The sequence below is a fragment of the Ensifer sp. Root278 genome, assembly GCF_001429285.1.
Taxonomy (GTDB): domain Bacteria; phylum Pseudomonadota; class Alphaproteobacteria; order Rhizobiales; family Rhizobiaceae; genus Ensifer.
In genome coordinates this window covers 162,691-179,229 of the sequence record NZ_LMJJ01000042.1, presented here as the reverse complement: position 1 = coordinate 179,229, position 16,539 = coordinate 162,691, and the positions used below count along the sequence as shown (strand labels likewise).

General features: G+C 63.3%; 17 protein-coding genes and 1 tRNA gene. 14 read left to right on the top strand and 4 right to left on the bottom strand.

Annotation, left to right across the window (positions count from 1 at the left end; all coding sequences use genetic code 11):
- Nucleotides 1–126: 126 nt before the first annotated feature.
- Entirely contained in the window at nt 127–1,692 is a 1,566-nt protein-coding gene (locus ASE60_RS28615) for an alkaline phosphatase (protein WP_057254975.1), read from the bottom strand.
- A 262-nt stretch (nt 1,693–1,954) separates the two neighbouring features.
- Between ASE60_RS28615 and ASE60_RS28610 the strand changes: the two genes are divergently transcribed.
- The gene (locus ASE60_RS28610) at nt 1,955–3,265 is read left to right on the top strand and encodes an amidase (protein ID WP_057255099.1); all 1,311 of its coding nucleotides are present in this window, start codon (nt 1,955–1,957) and stop codon (nt 3,263–3,265) included.
- A 486-nt stretch (nt 3,266–3,751) separates the two neighbouring features.
- Here the strand turns inward: ASE60_RS28610 and ASE60_RS35320 are convergent, their stop codons facing one another.
- A complete protein-coding gene (locus ASE60_RS35320; protein WP_192495158.1) occupies nt 3,752–3,913 on the bottom strand; it encodes a hypothetical protein in 162 nt (53 codons plus the stop codon).
- A 241-nt stretch (nt 3,914–4,154) separates the two neighbouring features.
- On the opposite strand from ASE60_RS35320, the gene ASE60_RS28605 reads away from it, so the two are divergent.
- The 6 genes from ASE60_RS28605 (at nt 4,155) to ASE60_RS28580 (ending at nt 9,544) form a co-directional block, all read left to right on the top strand.
- Nucleotides 4,155–4,664 (top strand): hypothetical protein, encoded by a 510-nt coding sequence (locus tag ASE60_RS28605; RefSeq protein ID WP_057255098.1) that lies wholly within the window; start codon nt 4,155–4,157, stop codon nt 4,662–4,664.
- A 160-nt stretch (nt 4,665–4,824) separates the two neighbouring features.
- Complete coding sequence (locus ASE60_RS28600; RefSeq protein WP_057254974.1) at nt 4,825–5,958, top strand: PspA/IM30 family protein; 1,134 nt, start codon at nt 4,825–4,827, stop codon at nt 5,956–5,958.
- 5 nt (nt 5,959–5,963) lie between these two features.
- Nucleotides 5,964–6,593: an OB-fold-containig protein gene (locus ASE60_RS28595; RefSeq protein WP_057254973.1), complete on the top strand. Its 630-nt coding sequence runs from the start codon at nt 5,964–5,966 to the stop codon at nt 6,591–6,593.
- A 21-nt stretch (nt 6,594–6,614) separates the two neighbouring features.
- Nucleotides 6,615–8,288, top strand: a complete 1,674-nt coding sequence (locus tag ASE60_RS28590) for a flotillin domain-containing protein (RefSeq protein ID WP_057254972.1) — start codon at nt 6,615–6,617, stop codon at nt 8,286–8,288.
- Nucleotides 8,289–8,639: 351 nt separating this feature from the next.
- Complete coding sequence (locus ASE60_RS28585) at nt 8,640–8,903, top strand: hypothetical protein (RefSeq protein ID WP_057254971.1); 264 nt, start codon at nt 8,640–8,642, stop codon at nt 8,901–8,903.
- Between the two features lie 203 nt (nt 8,904–9,106).
- On the top strand, nt 9,107–9,544 hold the full coding sequence (locus ASE60_RS28580) for a hypothetical protein (protein WP_309140417.1): 438 nt from the start codon (nt 9,107–9,109) through the stop codon (nt 9,542–9,544).
- Between the two features lie 126 nt (nt 9,545–9,670).
- On the opposite strand, the gene ASE60_RS28575 is transcribed toward ASE60_RS28580, so the two are convergent.
- Nucleotides 9,671–9,760: transfer RNA gene (locus ASE60_RS28575), tRNA-Ser, on the bottom strand.
- A 294-nt stretch (nt 9,761–10,054) separates the two neighbouring features.
- Here ASE60_RS28575 and rplU point away from each other — a divergent pair.
- The 4 genes from rplU to ASE60_RS28555 all read left to right on the top strand — a co-directional run bounded on the left by rplU (nt 10,055) and on the right by ASE60_RS28555 (nt 12,072).
- Nucleotides 10,055–10,429 carry a 50S ribosomal protein L21 gene (gene rplU, locus ASE60_RS28570; protein ID WP_057254969.1) on the top strand — a complete coding sequence of 125 codons (375 nt, stop codon included), beginning with the start codon at nt 10,055–10,057 and terminating at the stop codon, nt 10,427–10,429.
- 33 nt (nt 10,430–10,462) lie between these two features.
- A complete protein-coding gene (gene rpmA, locus ASE60_RS28565; protein ID WP_037470908.1) occupies nt 10,463–10,732 on the top strand; it encodes a 50S ribosomal protein L27 in 270 nt (89 codons plus the stop codon).
- A gap of 126 nt (nt 10,733–10,858) precedes the next feature.
- Entirely contained in the window at nt 10,859–11,491 is a 633-nt protein-coding gene (locus ASE60_RS28560) for a GNAT family protein (protein ID WP_034802649.1), read from the top strand.
- Complete coding sequence (locus ASE60_RS28555) at nt 11,488–12,072, top strand: GNAT family N-acetyltransferase (RefSeq protein WP_057254968.1); 585 nt, start codon at nt 11,488–11,490, stop codon at nt 12,070–12,072. The genes ASE60_RS28560 and ASE60_RS28555 overlap by 4 nt, the downstream gene beginning before the upstream one ends.
- A 39-nt stretch (nt 12,073–12,111) precedes the next feature.
- On the opposite strand, the gene ASE60_RS28550 is transcribed toward ASE60_RS28555, so the two are convergent.
- The gene (locus tag ASE60_RS28550) at nt 12,112–12,972 is read right to left on the bottom strand and encodes an endonuclease/exonuclease/phosphatase family protein (protein WP_057254967.1); all 861 of its coding nucleotides are present in this window, start codon (nt 12,970–12,972) and stop codon (nt 12,112–12,114) included.
- Nucleotides 12,973–13,057: 85 nt separating this feature from the next.
- Here ASE60_RS28550 and obgE point away from each other — a divergent pair, with 85 nt between their 5' ends.
- From obgE to ASE60_RS28535, 3 genes are read left to right on the top strand one after another with little or no spacing between them, the layout of a single operon-like run.
- A complete protein-coding gene (obgE, locus tag ASE60_RS28545) occupies nt 13,058–14,080 on the top strand; it encodes a GTPase ObgE (protein WP_057254966.1) in 1,023 nt (340 codons plus the stop codon).
- Nucleotide 14,081: 1 nt separating this feature from the next.
- Nucleotides 14,082–15,251 (top strand): glutamate 5-kinase, encoded by a 1,170-nt coding sequence (gene proB / locus ASE60_RS28540; RefSeq protein WP_057254965.1) that lies wholly within the window; start codon nt 14,082–14,084, stop codon nt 15,249–15,251.
- A complete protein-coding gene (locus ASE60_RS28535) occupies nt 15,244–16,527 on the top strand; it encodes a glutamate-5-semialdehyde dehydrogenase (protein ID WP_057254964.1) in 1,284 nt (427 codons plus the stop codon). Before proB ends, ASE60_RS28535 begins: the two co-directional genes overlap by 8 nt.
- Nucleotides 16,528–16,539: the final 12 nt, after the last annotated feature.

Below are 16,539 nucleotides of genomic sequence, written 5' to 3'. Positions count from 1 at the left end.
TTTTGCGATTGCGAAAGGGGGGCGCGCGCAAGAGCCTGACCCCGAAGTCCCGGCAGGCCATGGGTTTGCCACTGGAAAGGGCCTTGCCAGCAGGGTTTGGAAAGGGATCTGTGAGGGCCCGAACGCTCATGCGACGGCAGCCGGATCGAGCGTCACCCGCCACAGTTCCTGGTCCTGCCGATCCATCAGCCGCACCGTCATCTGCTTCGTCTGGCCGTTGATATCGACGATGCCGAAGAACTGCAGGCCGGCCGAAGGCGGCAGGTTGCTGTCGACGCCGCCGCCAGACGCCTTGATGAAGCGGACATCGGGGCCGAACGTCATGTCCAGCTCCTTCGGCCCATAGGTGCCGGAATGCAGGGGACCGGAGACGAACTCCCAGAACGGGAGGAAATCCTTGAACGCCGCCCGTGACGGATCGTAGTGATGCGCCGCCGTGTAATGGACATCAGCCGTCAGCCAGACGAGGTTGTCGATCGCATTGTCCCTGATGAAGCGCAGCAGATCCGCAAACTCGGTCTCCCGGCCCATGGGCGGGCCATCGTCGCCGTTGGCGATCGCATCGGATCCGCGCCGGTTGGCATAGTCGTCCCAGACGACGAGGCCGATCGGCATGTCGCAGGCAATCACCTTCCACACGGCACGCGAGGCGGCAAGCTCCCGCTTCAGCCAGTCCGCCTGCCGCCAGCCGAACAGCGCGCCGCCACCGTCTTTGCCCTGGTTGGCGCCGCGATAGGAGCGCAGGTCGACGAAGAACACATCTAGCAGCGGCCCATAGCCGACCTTGCGGAAGATGCGGCCGGGCTGCGTCGCGACGTTGCGTATCGGCGTCATCTCGTGGAACGCGCGGGCTGCCCGTTCCGCGTAGACGGCGACGTCCTTTTCCGGATAGCGGGCATCGTCGCGAAGGTCGGTCGAAGCCGACCAGTTGTTCAAGACCTCATGATCGTCCCATTGATAAAAGGTGGGACAGACGGCATTCAGCTGCCGCACATGATCGTCGAGCAGATTGTATTTCCATTGCCCGCGATATTCCTCGAGCGTTCGCGCCACGTCACGCTTTTCATGGGTCACCACCCGGTTCTTCCAGACGCCGCCGTCGCGCAGCTGGATCTCGTCAGGAATAGGATTGTCGGCATAGATCGTATCGCCGGAATGGATGAAAAAATCCGGCTCATGCAGCCGCATGGTCGAATAGGTCTTCATGCCGACATCATCGATTCCCCAGCCCTGGCCGGCGGTATCGCCGGACCAGACGAAGCGGACCGAGCGCTTGCGCAAGGGTGCTGTGCGAAACCGGCCGGTGACCGGTTCGGAGACCCGGTTGACATCATAAAGATCGGTGGCGGTGAACCGGTAGAAGATGTCGTGGTCCGGCAGCAATCCGTCGAGCGAACACTTGATCGCACAATCCGTCTGCGGCGTCGCTGTGAGATCGGCAAGGCGAACCGGATTGGAGAAGCTCTCGGTGGTCGAATACTCGACCGACACCTTCGACGGTCGATCCACCCGCGTCCAGATCATGCCGGAGGACGTATCGACATCGCCCGATTGCACGCCATGTATGAACTCCGGCCGGCCGTAGCCTCTCGCATAGAAGGGTGTCGCAAGACCGGACGAGGCCACGAAGCCCGCGGCACCGGCGGAAAGCAGGAAAGAACGCCGGGAAAGCGTCTTGAGGATATCGGCCAAACAGACCTCCGATTCGGCAGCGCGACCGCGCGTGCCGGACCTTTGGTCATGCCGATGTCAGCGACGTAACAACGGCATGAAACTATTTGAACGGTTTGGCGACAGTTCAGTGAAGGTTGGGGCACTTCGCTCTGCATCGGAGCAATGGCTTTCGCTGCCAATGCTGCTATCAAAGTAGATAGCCCGGCAGCTTTCGCGAATCCGGGCAATGATCCCGCCTCATGCCGCCGCGCGGCGACACCGATATCGACAGGTCATCATCGTGTCTCACTTCGCCAACACGCCCGCCCGCGATCGCCTGGAACAGATCCTGAGCCGGGTCAACGATCGCCGGCACGAAGAAAAGGCCTTCGTGCGCCTCTATGCGGAACGTGCCCGCGCGGAAGCTGATGCCGCCGACCGCCGGCGGCAAGACGGCGCGAGCCTTGGTGCGCTCGACGGCAAGATCGTTTCGATCAAGGATCTCTTCGACGTGGCGGGCGAGCAAACGCTTGCCGGTTCCATCATCCGTCGCGATGCGGCACCGGCCCAAAGAGACGCGCTCGTCGTCCAGCGGCTGCGCGCCGCGGGTGCCGTAATCATCGGCAAGACCCACATGACCGAGTTCGCCTTCACCGCGGTCGGCCTCAACCCGCACTATCCGGTGCCCGGAAACGCCACCGACCAGCGGCTCATCCCCGGCGGCTCGTCTTCCGGTGCCGGGGTTTCGGCGGCCGAAGACACCTGCGACATCGCCATCGGTTCCGACACCGGCGGCTCGATACGAATCCCCGCAGCGCTCAACGGCATCGTCGGCTTCAAACCGACGGCCAGCCGCGTTCCGCTCGATGGTTCCTTTCCGCTGTCGCCGAGCCTCGATTCGCTCGGGCCGCTCGCCCGAACCGTTGCCGATTGCGCGATAACAGACGCCGTGATGGCCGGTGAGCAACCGATACCGCCTGTCGCCCGCCCGATTGCAGGACTTCGCATCGGTATTCCCCGGGGAAGGCTGCTCGAAGAGCTCTCGCCCGAAATCGCCAATGCCTTTGCCGCAAGCCTCGACCGGCTGGCCAAGGCGGGCGCCGAGATCGTCGACTGTACACTCGATGACTTGATTGAGCGGCTTGCCGAAGCAACGCGAATCGGCTCGATCGCCGGCCTGGAAGCAAGCCGCATCCATGCCGGCTGGCTAAATGACGATGGTGCTCCCGTCGATGACAGGGTCAAGCTCCCGCTTCGCCGCCGCCTCACCGTACGGGATGCAGCCATCTCGGCCCTGTTGGAAACTCGGCGCGCACTCGCCGCCGCCATGGACGAGCGGCTTTCGCCCTTCGATCTCATCGCACTGCCGACGACACCGATCGCCGCCGTGCCGATCGCCAGCGTCGAAACGGACGTGGCGGAATACAACCGCGTCGAGGGACTGCTCCTACGCAATTGCCAGGTTGCCAACCAGTTCGATCTCAACGCCATCACCCTGCCGATGCCGGGTCTCGTGCGGCCGGCCGGACTGATGCTGGTTGGGCGAAACGGAACCGATGCGACCGTACTGGCCTCAGCCCTTTCGGCCGAGGCGCTGCTTCAGGAAAATTGAGCGTCGCCCGATGGTCATCGAATGAAACACCGGCCTGTAAACAGGCCGGTTCAGCAGTCGCTGTCGATAAGGACATCGAGCGGGCACGAATCCCGTCGAAATCGGACCCCGCAACGCCCTGTTCTCTACGGCCGATCGCTCGCGCCTTGATGCGCCAAGCATGCCGAGTGAAGTGCGCGCCGATTTTGCGACAGCGATATGCGATGAAGCAGAATTGATCGCGGCGCGCTTTAGCGTGAGCGCTTCAAGGCCCGAAGGATCAGCCAGACGGGTACGCCGATGATCAGCAGCGCCATGACCATATGCCAGATAGAAAATGTCATGCTCATACGCCTCCCCTAGCGCTGGCGATAAGCGGCCGCGAACTCTCCCGAAATCCGACGCGTCGCCGATTGGAACCCGGCCAGAATAGGATATCCATGATTCGATTCGCAACCGATGCTGGATTACGTTCCAAGAATACTTCGTGGAGGAGACACGCTCCGCTCAATGCATCGTTTCGCCGGAGATCTCGTCGCGGAGGATGCGGAAGGCATCTTCAAGCGCGGCGACCAGGACATCGGTCAGTTCGTCGCCGTCATTGTTCGCGAGATAGAGGGCAACCATCGAATCGGATGGGTCGCGGTAATGCTCGATATCGTTTGACATATCATTGTCCTTCATTCGCCGTGTCACATCCCGGCCATTGCGGTGACGATAGGCGAAGGGACTTGCGTAAAGCTGGATGCATGACGTCCGGCGAAGGGCACAGCATGCAGCCTCGCGTTATTCTCCATGTGCTCCCTAACGGGATCGACCGACAAAGGATAGAGGATAGCGACCTATTTCGCTCGCGCCGGGCGCGCGGGCACGCTAGAGCATGGCGCGGACGAACGGCGCGGGAATGAGCATGTCGAAGAAAACCAAGAGCGACGAAACCGCTGACGTGCAGCGCCTGAAGCTCGATTTTCCCGATATCCACGCCGATCTCATGGCCGGCCGCATTCCGTCTCTGCGCAAGGCGCTTGTTGCGGCAGGGCTCAAGGACGAGCGCACCCGCCTCGACAAACTCAAGAATTCCTGGACCAAGGCAAGCCCCGCCGAGCGTGAGACTTTCCTGAAGTGGCTGAGCAGCAATGGCGCCGTGGAAATGGCCTCCGCACAAGCAGAAAACGATCCGCCGCTCGTGGCGCACCAAGCCGCGGCGATTGCCAGCGGTCGCTATCTGCTTCCTGAAACGATCGCCGAAATCCGCACCATCATGAACCGCCGGCGGATGCGCGCGAACGACATCATGGCCGAGATGGGTTTTGCAGGCGACGACATGTCCCTCACCCGCGCTTTGTCCAAGGGCGCAAGCCTGCGACTGTCCGTCATCGCCGCGCTGGAAACCTGGCTCCGCAACAACGCGGTGGATTGAGTCCGCCGGGCGATTTCGCACCTCCGGCGTCACCCTCCTCCGCCGGTCCCGACCCGCTTTTCGAGCGCAACGGTCGTGGCCGCGTTCAATGTAAGAAAATTACAACCTAAAACTGAGCCGATCCTTGAAAGCACAAAAGCGGTGCTTTATGTAATGGATTATGGCTCAGAGCAACCACACGTCGATCTTGTGCTACGACCTCGCGCCTGACGAGGAGGCCAGACACGCGCTGGAGGAAACCTTCGTCGCCTACGCCAATATGCTCGCAATGCTCGATGAACTCGCCGGAGAAAAGGCGGGGGCCAACCTCGTAACACTGCACGAGCTTGCCTACGAAACGGTCCGCGAGCGTACGGGGCTTCCGGCACGGATGGTCACGCTCGGACTGCGCGACTTCGCGGCGAACCGGGGACAGGCGGCCAACGCCGAAAGGCTGCCGCTGGACGACAAGCTTTTTGCAATCAAGGGACCGTCGGATCTGACCGTCGCCACCGTGCGCGGTCGCGTCGCCATCCCCTACGATGTCGCCGGCTATTCGCCCGGCACCTTGAATATCTTCGCCGCCCAGCTCGTTGCACAAGACGGCGGCTATCAGATCCACATCGGCGTCACCACGCATTCCGACCGAACGGAGAAGAAAATGATGACGAATGAAGGCATCCTATCGCGCATGGGCCGCTTGATCGCCGGTCTCGCCAATGCCGCCGTCGACAAGGCGGAAGGCAGCAACAAGATCGTGATCGTCGAACAGGCGCTCCGCGAAATCGACGCCGCCGCCGAAGAAGCCCGGGTCGATATCGGACAGGCGCGTGCCGAGGAATACCGCATCCTCAGCCGCCGCGACGAAATCGGCGCCGATCTCACGAAACTGGACGAAAAGATCCGGACCGCGATCTCCGCCGCCCGAGAGGACCTCGCCAAAGCCGGCGTCGCACGCCAGATCGATCTGGAATCGCAGCTTGCCGCTCTGGACAAGGCGCTGGCCGGCGCCCGCACCGATCTCGAAGAGGGCCAGCAGGCGCTCCAGGCGGTCCTCGCCACCCGCCGCGAAGCCGAAGCGCGGCTCGCCGATCTCAAGCGCAGCATCGCCCAGTTCCCCGAGAGCAAGGCTTCAGGCCTGGCAAAGGCCAGCCCCGTTGATGGTGCAGCCCGTGCCGCCGCCGCCGTCTCCCGCGCCACCGGGGTTCCGGGCGGAAATCACAGCGACAGTGTAGAACTGGACGAACTCGACCGCCTGCATCGCGACCGGGCGATCGAGGCAAGGCTGGCCGAGTTCAAGGCAAAGCAGCACTAACGCCCATGCTGTTCTTCCTCGCCCCGGAATCCCTGCCATTCGCGATTGCGGCGGTGATGCTGGCCGCCTTCACCGGCATCGAGATCCTCTGCCTGCTGCTCGGCTTTTCGCTGGGCGAGGCGATCGACAAGGCCTGGCTGGACGACCACAACGCGCTCGGCGGACTGATGTCCTGGTTCAATGTCGGCGGCGTGCCGCTGCTTGTTCTGCTGATGCTTTTCCTCGGCCTCTTCGCCATGACCGGGTTTGTCATTCAGGCGGTGGCAGGAGCCCTGTGGGCGCCGCTGCCGACGCTTGCCGCGGCCCTGCCGGCGCTCGCCTTCTCGCTACCCGCAGTTCGCGCGTCGAGCCGGTGGGTGGCGAAGATCGTCCCGCGTGACGAAAGCTATGTCGTCGACCTCGGCGATTTCGTCGGCCGCAGCGGCGAAGTCACCGTCGGTCCGCTGGACCAGGGCCTGCCGGGACGCATCCGCCTCAAGGATCGCCACGGCAACTGGCACGTACTGCGCGCACGGGCCGCCCGCAACGAGCAGCCGATCGCCATCGGCGCACAGGTACTGATCGTTGATCGCGCATCAGACATTTTTATTGCGATATCCGCGCCGTCGGACCTGCTGACGCCGCCCAATCCTTAATCCTTCCTCATCGGAGCAACCATGTTTTACGAACTCTTGGTGCCGGCCGGCATCGGCATCGTCCTGATCCTCGGCATCGGCTTTGTTCTTGCATCGCTCTATACCCGCTCGAGCCGGGATGAAGCCTATGTGCGCACCGGCCTCGGCGGCCAGAAGGTGGTCCTCGACGGAGGCTCCATCGTGCTGCCTATCTTCCACTCGATCGCCCGCGTCAACTTGAAGACGCTCCGCCTCGAGGTCCGCCGCGGCGAAGGCGACGCGCTGATCACCAAGGATCGTATGCGCGTCGATATCGGCGCGGAATTCTATGTCCGCGTGAAACCCGATGCCTCCTCGATCGCGCTTGCGGCCCAGACGCTCGGCGACCGCACCAATGACGCGGAGCAACTGCGCGTGCTGATCGAGGCGAAGTTCGTCGACGGCCTGCGCTCGGTTGCCGCCACCATGAGCCTCGACGCGCTGCAGGAGCAGCGCATGGATTTCGTCAAGGCGGTGCAGGAAGCAGTCGGCGCCGACCTGCAGTCGAACGGCCTCGAGCTCGAATCGGTCTCGCTGACCCGCCTCGACCAGACGGATATCAAGCATTTCAACGCCAACAACTTCTTCGACGCCCATGGTCTGGCGGCGCTGACCCGCATCACCGAGGGCCGCAAGAAGGAGCGCAACGAGATCGTCCGCGACACCGAAGTCGCCATCGCCCAGAAGGACCTGGAAGCGCGCCAGCAATCGCTGGCGATCGAGCGCACCAAGCGCGAGGCGGAACTGAACCAGGAGCGCGACATCGCCAACAAGTCGGCCGCCACCCGGGCCGAAACCGCGCAGCAGGAGCAGGCCGCCAAGCGCGCGGAAGAAGAAGCCCGCATTGCCACCGAACAGGCGATTGCCGAGCGCGAGGCGACCGCCAAGCAGGTTCGTGAAAACGCCAACATCGACGCGACCCGGTCTGTTCAGCAGCGCGACACGGAAGCCAAGCGCGACCTGCAGATCGTCTCTCAGGAAAGCGCCATCGCCGTCGCCAACAAAAGCCGCGAGGAATCGGAAGCCAAGGCCAAGGCCGAAAACGCCCGCGCCCTGGCGATTGCCGCAGAAGAAAAGGTCGAAACCGCAAAGGCCGTGGAAATCGCCGAACGCGAACGCCAGATCGCCGTCATCGACGCCCGCAAGAACGCCGAAACCGAAGCAACGGCCGTGACCGTTGGCGCCGAAGCCGAAAAGCAGGCGGCCCTCGACCAGGCCGATGCGATCAAGACGCTCGCCACCGCCGAAGCCGAAGCGGCCATCATCAAGGCCAAGGGCGTGCTCGAAACCGGCAAGGCCGCGGCCGAAAGCGAGGCCCTGCTCAACGAAGCCCGCAACAAGCTGAGCTCCGCCATCATCGAGTTCGAGATCCTACGCGAGCGCATCCGCATCATTCCCGAAGCGCTGGCTGAAGCGGTCAAGCCGATCGAGAAGATCTCCGACATCCGCATCTTCGACACCGGCGGCATGCTCGGCCGCGGTGCAGGCGGCGAAGGCGCCAAGAACGGCATCGGCCTCGGCGACGGCCTTGCGGGCCAGCTACTCGCCTACCAGGCCAACAAGCCGGTCCTCGACCAGCTGCTGAAGGAGGCCGGCTTCAACGGCGAGAACGCCATTTCCTCGCTGCTCGGCGACCTACAGGCCCCGGCACCTGCGGAGAAAGCACCGAAGAAGTAAGGCAAGACTGACAAGATCCCTGACCCCTCGTGGGGCCGGGGATCCGACTGTGAGCAGTCACCGACGCTGCCGCTCCGACCGGGAAATCCGGCCTACGAGCTGGAGAACGTCCGCCCGCCTCGCTCCCTTTTTAGCGACAGGCCATGGGTCGGTCAAAATGCGGGCGCACCGTGGCGCGTGTTGCTTGCCCCGAGCGCCGCTGTTTCCGCAAGTTGCCGAGAACTGGGCAAATACATCCACAAGTGCTAATATTTTCGCGCCGAGGGTTCCAGACGAACCGGTCTCGCAGCCGATAATCAGACAAACGCGAATTGTTTGCAGCCAATTGCCGCGCCGTCGGGCGACCGCTCCATGAGTGCTGTCGATGTCCGACGACATCAACGTGGAGGAAAAGCCAATGGCCTGGAGGAGATCTCAGGCGGGTTCGACAAGGTAGGCAGCACGGCCGGGCAACTGTCTGCCGAGCAAAAGGCAGCCCTTTCGGCACTGGTCGGGCCGATGATGCCGACGCTCAACGGGCTGTTCGACAAGGTGTTGGCCATCCCCGGCGTTTCAGACATCCTAAAGCCGACGATCGACGCATTGAAGGCCAAGCTCGCCGGCCTGTCGGCCTGACAGAGCGGCTAGAGAGAGAGAGAGAGAGAGAGAGAGAGAGAGAGAGAGAGAGAGAGAGAGAGAGAGAGAGAGACCGCCGGCCTTTTGCGCGCTGCGCGGACCGGCGGCAATTGTCATCGACAAAATCGAACGAAGGAGGATCAGCCATGGCTGACAAATCGACATTCACCTCGGAAGAATGGACGCTGCTCTTGGAGAGCGTGATGATGGCCGGCATTGCCGTGACGGCGGCAGAGCCGAGCGGCCTCTGGGGTATGCTGAAGGAGGGCATCGCCAATAGCAGCGCGCTTCTGCAGGCAAAATCGGATGCCGCAAATCCTCTTGTCAAAGCGCTTGTCGCCGACTTCGAAACCTCGGAAGGACGGACCGCCGCCCGCGACGGCCTGCAGGCAAAACTCAAAGGTACCAAGCCCCAAGAAATGAAGACTCGTTGCATTGAAACGCTGCGGCAGGCCCGAACCACCGTCGAGACCAAGGCGCCCGGCGACGCCGGGGCATTCGCCGCATGGCTGTACCAGATCAGCCAACGGGTGGCAGAGGCCGCCAAGGAAGGTGGCTTCATGGGCTTTGGCGGCGTTGCGGTGAGCGACGCGGAGAAAGCTACCTTGTCGGAAATATCGGTAGCTCTGAAAGTCGCCTGACGCAGGCCCTGCCGGAGCAGGTCACGTCGTGCAACGGGCCTTTGACGGAACTACGAGATTCGCGCCGCCATCTCTGGCCGTTTGACGAACTGCGGCATGATTGCGACGATTGAGTCGAAGAAAATATGGCGGAGAGGGTGGGATTCGAACCCACGGTACGGTTGCCCGTACGCCGCATTTCGAGTGCGGTGCTTTCGACCACTCAGCCACCTCTCCGCTTTGCTGGTCGGCGCTTGGTTAGCGCGGTCGGGTTCATAGCGGCAGATTCGGGTGCTGGCAAGTGCCTGTTTGAAGAATATGTAACGGCTCTGTTGCTTTCGCCTTGACACACACGCGCGATTCCTTGTAATCCGCGCAATGAAGTGGTGTGGCCTGGCCATTCCGCATCGGGTGTGATTTGCGCCCTTTCACCGGTGGATATCCTTTTGGGCATTCCACTCAACTGTCGACTGACAAAAAGACGGCCTTGTCCTCGGGCAGAGAGCCGGATCGAACATGAAAGGATAAAAAATGTTCGCAGTCATCAAGACCGGCGGTAAGCAGTACCGCGTGGCCGCCAACGACGTCCTCACCATCGAAAAGCTGGAAGGCGTTGCAGGCGACAAGATCGAATTCACCGAGATCCTGATGGTCGGCGTTGGCGCCGATGCAACCATCGGTGCTCCGTTTGTCGAAGGCGCCGTTGTCAGCGCTGAAGTTGTGGAACAGGGTCGCGCCAAGAAGGTCATCGCCTTCAAGAAGCGTCGCCGCCAGAACTCCAAGCGCTCGCGCGGTCACCGCCAGCACCAGACGACCGTCCGCATCCTGGACATCGCTGCTGCCGGTGGCAAGGCGAAGAAGGCTTCGAAGAAGACCGAAGCTGCCGCCGAAGCCGCTGCAAACTGAGTTCAGGGATCTAAGGTTTAAAGGAGAACACCAATGGCACACAAAAAAGCTGGCGGTTCGTCGCGTAACGGTCGCGATTCTGAGTCCAAGCGCCTTGGCGTGAAGAAGTTCGGCGGCGAAAACGTCGTTGCAGGCAACATCATCGTGCGCCAGCGCGGCACGAAGTGGCATCCGGGCGCCAATGTCGGCCTCGGTAAGGACCACACGATTTTTGCACTTACGGCCGGCAATGTGGACTTCCGTACGAAGGCCAATGGCCGCGTGTACGTGTCTGTAATGCCGAAAGCCGAAGCAGCGGAATAAGCCGGTAGCGCTCTAAAACAGCCGGCGTCTCATCGACCCGGCTGACGCACCTGATGGTTCCAAGCCAGACTTCAAAGGGGAGATGGGGCAATACCCAACTCCCCTTTTTCGTTTCTGGAGGAAACCATGCAAACCGAGTTGTTGAGGGAAGACCAATCCCGGTCTCCCGAGCAGAGGCTGAGGCCCCAACGGTCAAGGACCGATTGCCCGATATTGTTGTCACCCAGGCTCGTTCTGCGCGCGCCCCATGAAGACGATATCGACGCCCTTGCCCATCTTGCCAACAATGCCAATGTCGCGACCATGGTCTCGCGCATGCCGCACCCGTATACGACGGCCGATGCCGCCGACTTCGTGCGACGCGCGAAAGCCGGCACGATTGGCAAGTGCGTCTACGCGATTACCAAGGCGGACAATGGCGCATTTCTCGGTTGCTGCGGTATCGAGCCGCATCCCGACGGCAAGACGGCGGAACTTGGCTATTGGCTGGGCGAACCATACTGGAACCAGGGCTATGCCACCGAGGCGGCCCAGGTCCTGACCGACATGGCCTTCCGCACCCGCGATATCGACCAGATCGATGCGCGCTGCCGGGTCATGAACCTCGCATCCCGCCGGGTCATCCAGAAGTGCGGCTTCCAGTTCCAGGGAAGCGGCATGGTCGGCAGCCTGGCGCTCGGCGGCTCGATCGCTGTCGAATGGTACCGGCTCGACCGCAAGACCTGGGTCTCCTTGAGAAGCTGGGGAGGCATGCGATGAACGCGCTCGTTTCCGAACGCCAGCGGGTCGTCGCCCGCCCCGGTCCCGGGCCCTGCCCGGTCATCGAGACGAAGCGTCTTGTCCTGCGCCCGCACCGGCGAAATGACGCCGAGGCGATCGCCCAGTCGCTCGGCGATTTCCAGGTGGCGCGCATGCTTGCGCGCGTTCCGGCGCCCTACGACCTGCAGGATGCGCTCGACTGGCTGACGGCGCAGACCTCAGGCCTGACGCCCGACTGGACATTCGCCGTCACCACTGGCGACGACGTGCATATCGGTTGCGTCGGCATCGAGCTCAGGCACGGCCAATGGAATGTCGGCTACTGGCTGAACCGCTTCTACTGGGGCAAGGGTATTGCCTCCGAGGCGGTCTATGCCGCGGTCGAGCGCTTCTTCCGCCGCATGCCGGAAACGATGCTGCATTCCGGCGTCTTTGCCGACAATCCGGGCTCGCTGAAGGTGCAGGAAAAGATCGGCTTTCAGATCACCGGCTGCACCCAGGTCTATGCGCTCGCCCGCAACGCCATGGTCGCGCATATCGAAACCCGGCTGACCGCTGCCGATCTGCACCGACCGCATTGAACGACATCCCCCGCGAAGCTCGCCTTTGCGGGGGATTTTTCATGAAAGCGTGAAGCCGACTGGCAGGTGATCGGAGCCCTTGGCGTCATATTCCGTCCAGGCGTCCGTCAACCGCGGAACGAGGCCGGCGCTTAAGAAACAATAGTCGAGGTGCATGCGTTTTTCGGGGTTTTCGGGATGAATCCAGCTATAGCTTTCCGGCGTCAGTCGACCGAGATGGGCAAGCACGTCGACCGGATTCTCAAGCCGCAGCGAACGGCCATAGTAGGCATCGCGCGCACCCACCATGGCACAATATTCCGGCGTCTCCGGCTCCATGTTGAAATCGCCCATGACGACGAAGTCCTCCGGATGCGGCGGCTCGGCAAGGCCGAAATCGACCGCCCCGGTGATCGCGCCACCTTCGAGCGGATAGCCGAGCAACCGGTCCTTCAGGTAGCGGATCTGGGCGATGCGCTCGGCGGGAAGCACATGATCGAGATGCACGGAATAGACCCGGAGCGGACCGCCGGGCGTCGCGATCAACGCTTCGGTCGCACCGCGCTGCAGGTTCATCGGGCTGATCGTGCGGGTGCGTGGCAGGGGGATCAGCCGCGTCGCAAGGATCGGCCAGCGCGACAGGATCATGTTGCCGAACTGGAAGCGGCGGCTGACGGGGCGGCCATCTTCGATCGTCGAGCCGACGTCGATATCGCAGGGCGCGTGAAAGGCCGCGAAATGACCCGGGAACAACTTTTCGAAGCGGGCGACGAGATCGACGTGATCGTTGCGATGAAAACCGCGCGTTACTTCCTGCAACGCAATGATGTCGGCGTCCCCGACCGAGGCCGCGATGCGTTCGGGGTCGAAGCGGCCGTCGAGACCGATGCCGTATTGGATGTTGTAGCTGACGAACCGCACGATATTCTTTGACCTCCGAATAAACCGCCTATATCGATGGCGGCAAATTAAGACCGCGCACCTACACCGAACAGATGGCAGCCCAATGAAATTTCTCGACGAAACGAAAGTCTATATCCGCTCCGGCGACGGCGGCGCAGGCGCCGTCTCGTTCCGGCGCGAGAAGTTCATCGAGTTCGGCGGACCGGACGGCGGCGATGGCGGTCGCGGCGGCGATGTCTGGGTGGAGGCCGTCAACGGTCTCAACACCCTGATCGACTTCCGCTACCAGCAGCACTTCAAGGCCAAGACCGGCCAGCACGGCATGGGTCGCAACCGCACCGGCGCCGGCGGCGACGACGTGACGCTGAAGGTGCCGGTCGGCACCCAGATCTTCGAGGAAGACAACGAGACGCTGATCGTCGACATGGTGGCCGAAGGCCAGCGCTACCGGCTGGCCGCCGGCGGCAATGGCGGCTTCGGCAACGCCCGCTTCAAGTCGTCCACCAACCAGGCGCCGAACTGGGCCAATCCAGGCCTCGAAGGCGATGAGAAGACCCTCTGGCTGCGGCTGAAGCTGATCGCCGACGCCGGTCTGGTCGGCCTGCCGAATGCCGGCAAGTCGACCTTCCTCGCCGCCTGCACCCGTGCGCGTCCGAAGATCGCCAACTACCCGTTCACGACGCTCCATCCCAATCTCGGCGTCGCGACCATCGACGGCAACGAATTCATCATCGCCGATATCCCGGGTCTGATCGAAGGCGCGCATGAGGGTGTGGGCATCGGCGACCGCTTCCTCGGCCATGTCGAGCGCACCCGCGTGCTGCTGCATCTGGTTTCCGCCCAGGAAGAAGATGTCGCCAAGGCCTATAAGACGGTGAAGTACGAGCTCGAAGCCTATGGCGGCGGCCTCGAGGACAAGCCGCAGATCGTCGCGCTGTCGCAGATCGACGTGCTCGACGAGGACGAATTGAAGGTGAAGGCCAAGGCGCTGGCAAAGGCCTGTGGCGAACAGCCCCTTCTGCTTTCCGCCGCAGTCGGCAAGGGCATGACCGAGGCGCTGAGGGCGCTGCGCAGCGTCATCGTCGCCGCCAAGGCCGGCGAAGGCTTCGGCGAGGAGAACCTCTAAGATGACCAAGACCCGCAAGCCGCTTTTGAAGTATCGCCGGGTCGTCATCAAGATCGGGTCGGCATTGCTGGTCGACCGCGCCACCGGGCTGAAGAAAGCCTGGCTCGACGCGATGTGCACCGATATCGCCAATCTCAAGGCCAAGGGCGTCGAAGTGCTGGTCGTCTCCTCGGGCGCGATCGCGCTCGGCCGCAGCGTGCTCAACGTGCCGGCGGGCGCGCTCAAACTGGAAGAAAGCCAGGCCGCCGCCGCCGTCGGCCAGATCGCGCTGGCGCGCGCCTGGTCGGAGAGCCTCTCGACCGATGCGATCGTCGCTGGCCAGGTGCTGCTGACGCTCGGCGACACCGAGGAGCGCCGCCGTTATCTCAATGCCCGCGCCACCATCAACCAGCTGCTGAAGCTCGGTGCCGTGCCGATCATCAACGAGAACGACACGGTCGCAACGACCGAAATCCGCTATGGCGACAATGATCGCCTCGCCGCCCGAGTCGCCACCATGGTCGGCGCCGACCTTCTGGTGCTGCTCTCCGACATCGACGGGCTCTATACCGCCCCGCCGCATCTCGACCCGAATGCCCGCTTCCTCGAAACGATCGCCGAGATCACGCCGGAGATCGAGGCCATGGCCGGTGGTGCCGCGTCCGAGCTTTCGCGTGGCGGCATGCGCACCAAGATCGATGCCGGCAAGATCGCGACGACCGCCGGCTGCGCCATGATCATCGCCTCCGGCAAGCCCAACCATCCGCTCGCAGCAATCGAAGAAGGCGCCCGCTCCTCCTGGTTTGCCCCCTCGGGTTCACCGGTGACCGCGCGCAAGACCTGGATTGCCGGGCAATTGCTGCCCGCCGGAACGCTCAGCGTCGACGCCGGCGCCGAAGAGGCGCTGCGCTCTGGCAAGAGCCTGCTGCCGGCCGGCGTTCGCGACGTCACCGGCAGCTTCAGCCGCGGCGATACCATCGCTATTCTCGGCACATCGGGCCGCGAGATCGCCCGCGGTCTCGCCGGCTACGACGCCGACGAAGCGCGCCAGATCGCCGGCAAGAAGTCGGCCGAGATCGCTGCGATCCTCGGCTATGCCGGCCGCGCCGCCATGGTGCATCGCGACGATATGGTGATGACCGGAAAACGCGCCCAAGAAGAGGGCAGCCGGAAGGATGAGGTCCATGCTTGACGAGGTGAAGAACAAGGACGACGTCGAGAGCGTCATGCTGGAAATCGGCCGCAGGGCCAAGGCCGCCAGCCGACCGCTTGCCGTCGCCGGCGCCGAGCGCAAGCATGCCGCCTTGATCGCCATGGCCGACGCGATCGTCGCGCGCATGGGCGAGATTCTGGCGGCCAATGCCATCGACCTGGAAAATGCCCGCGAGACCGGCGTCGCCAGCGCCTTCATCGACCGCCTGACGCTCACCGAAGGCCGCATCCGCGACATGGCGAACGGCATCCGCGCCATCGCCGAGTTCAAGGACCCGGTCGGCGACGTGATTGCCGAATGGGACCGGCCGAACGGCCTACACATCGAGCGCGTGCGCACCCCGCTCGGCGTCATCGGCGTCATCTATGAAAGCCGGCCCAACGTGACGGCAGACGCCGGCGCGCTCTGCCTCAAGGCCGGCAATGCCGTGATCCTGCGCGGCGGCTCCGACAGTTTCCATTCCTCGGGCGCCATCCACGCCTGCCTCGTCGAGGGCCTCAGGGCCGCGGGCCTGCCCGAGCACGCGATCCAGATGGTGCCGGTCGCCGACCGCGCCGCCGTCGGCGCCATGCTTGCTGGTCTTGGCGGCGCAATCGACGTCATCGTGCCACGCGGCGGAAAGAGCCTGGTTGCCCGCGTCCAGAATGAAGCGCGCGTGCCGGTCTTTGCTCATCTCGAAGGTCTCTGCCACATCTATGTCGACGCTTCGGCCGACCTTGCCATGGCGGAAAAGATCGTCGTCAACGCCAAGATGCGGCGTACCGGCATCTGTGGCGCGGCCGAAACGCTGCTGATCGACCGCAACGACGCCGAGCGGCTGGTCAAGCCACTGTTGAGCGCCCTACTTGCGACCGGCTGCGAAGTGCGTGTGTCGGATGAGCTCGCAGGCTCAGTCGACGGACTGAAGGCCGCGACCGACGAAGACTGGGCAACGGAATACCTCGACGCCATCATCTCGGTGAAGCTAGTGGACGGCATCTCGGGCGCCATCGAGCACATCGCCACCTGGTCGTCGGCCCATACTGAGGCCGTCATCGCCGAGGATGCTGCGGTGGTCGAGCGTTTCTTTGCGGAGATCGATTCCGCGATCCTCCTGCACAACGCCTCGACCCAGTTTGCCGATGGCGGTGAGTTCGGCATGGGCGGCGAGATCGGCATCGCGACGGGCAAGATGCACGCGCGCGGACCAGTCGGTGTCGAGCAACTGACCTCCTTCAAGTATCGGGTGCGTGGTGCTGGACAGGTCAGGCCCTGAAGTGACCGCGGG

Excerpts from the sequence above, each read along its gene's own strand:
- ASE60_RS35320 (WP_192495158.1), bottom strand. The coding sequence starts at position 3,913 with ATGTCAAACGATATCGAGCATTACCGCGACCCATCCGATTCGATGGTT.
- ASE60_RS28605 (WP_057255098.1), top strand. The coding sequence starts at position 4,155 with ATGTCGAAGAAAACCAAGAGCGACGAAACCGCTGACGTGCAGCGCCTG.
- ASE60_RS28600 (WP_057254974.1), top strand. The coding sequence starts at position 4,825 with ATGGCTCAGAGCAACCACACGTCGATCTTGTGCTACGACCTCGCGCCT.
- ASE60_RS28595 (WP_057254973.1), top strand. The coding sequence starts at position 5,964 with ATGCTGTTCTTCCTCGCCCCGGAATCCCTGCCATTCGCGATTGCGGCG.
- ASE60_RS28590 (WP_057254972.1), top strand. The coding sequence starts at position 6,615 with ATGTTTTACGAACTCTTGGTGCCGGCCGGCATCGGCATCGTCCTGATC.
- ASE60_RS28585 (WP_057254971.1), top strand. The coding sequence starts at position 8,640 with ATGAGTGCTGTCGATGTCCGACGACATCAACGTGGAGGAAAAGCCAAT.
- ASE60_RS28580 (WP_309140417.1), top strand. The coding sequence starts at position 9,107 with ATGATGGCCGGCATTGCCGTGACGGCGGCAGAGCCGAGCGGCCTCTGG.
- rplU (WP_057254969.1), top strand. The coding sequence starts at position 10,055 with ATGTTCGCAGTCATCAAGACCGGCGGTAAGCAGTACCGCGTGGCCGCC.
- rpmA (WP_037470908.1), top strand. The coding sequence starts at position 10,463 with ATGGCACACAAAAAAGCTGGCGGTTCGTCGCGTAACGGTCGCGATTCT.
- ASE60_RS28560 (WP_034802649.1), top strand. The coding sequence starts at position 10,859 with ATGCAAACCGAGTTGTTGAGGGAAGACCAATCCCGGTCTCCCGAGCAG.
- ASE60_RS28555 (WP_057254968.1), top strand. The coding sequence starts at position 11,488 with ATGAACGCGCTCGTTTCCGAACGCCAGCGGGTCGTCGCCCGCCCCGGT.
- obgE (WP_057254966.1), top strand. The coding sequence starts at position 13,058 with ATGAAATTTCTCGACGAAACGAAAGTCTATATCCGCTCCGGCGACGGC.
- proB (WP_057254965.1), top strand. The coding sequence starts at position 14,082 with ATGACCAAGACCCGCAAGCCGCTTTTGAAGTATCGCCGGGTCGTCATC.
- ASE60_RS28535 (WP_057254964.1), top strand. The coding sequence starts at position 15,244 with ATGCTTGACGAGGTGAAGAACAAGGACGACGTCGAGAGCGTCATGCTG.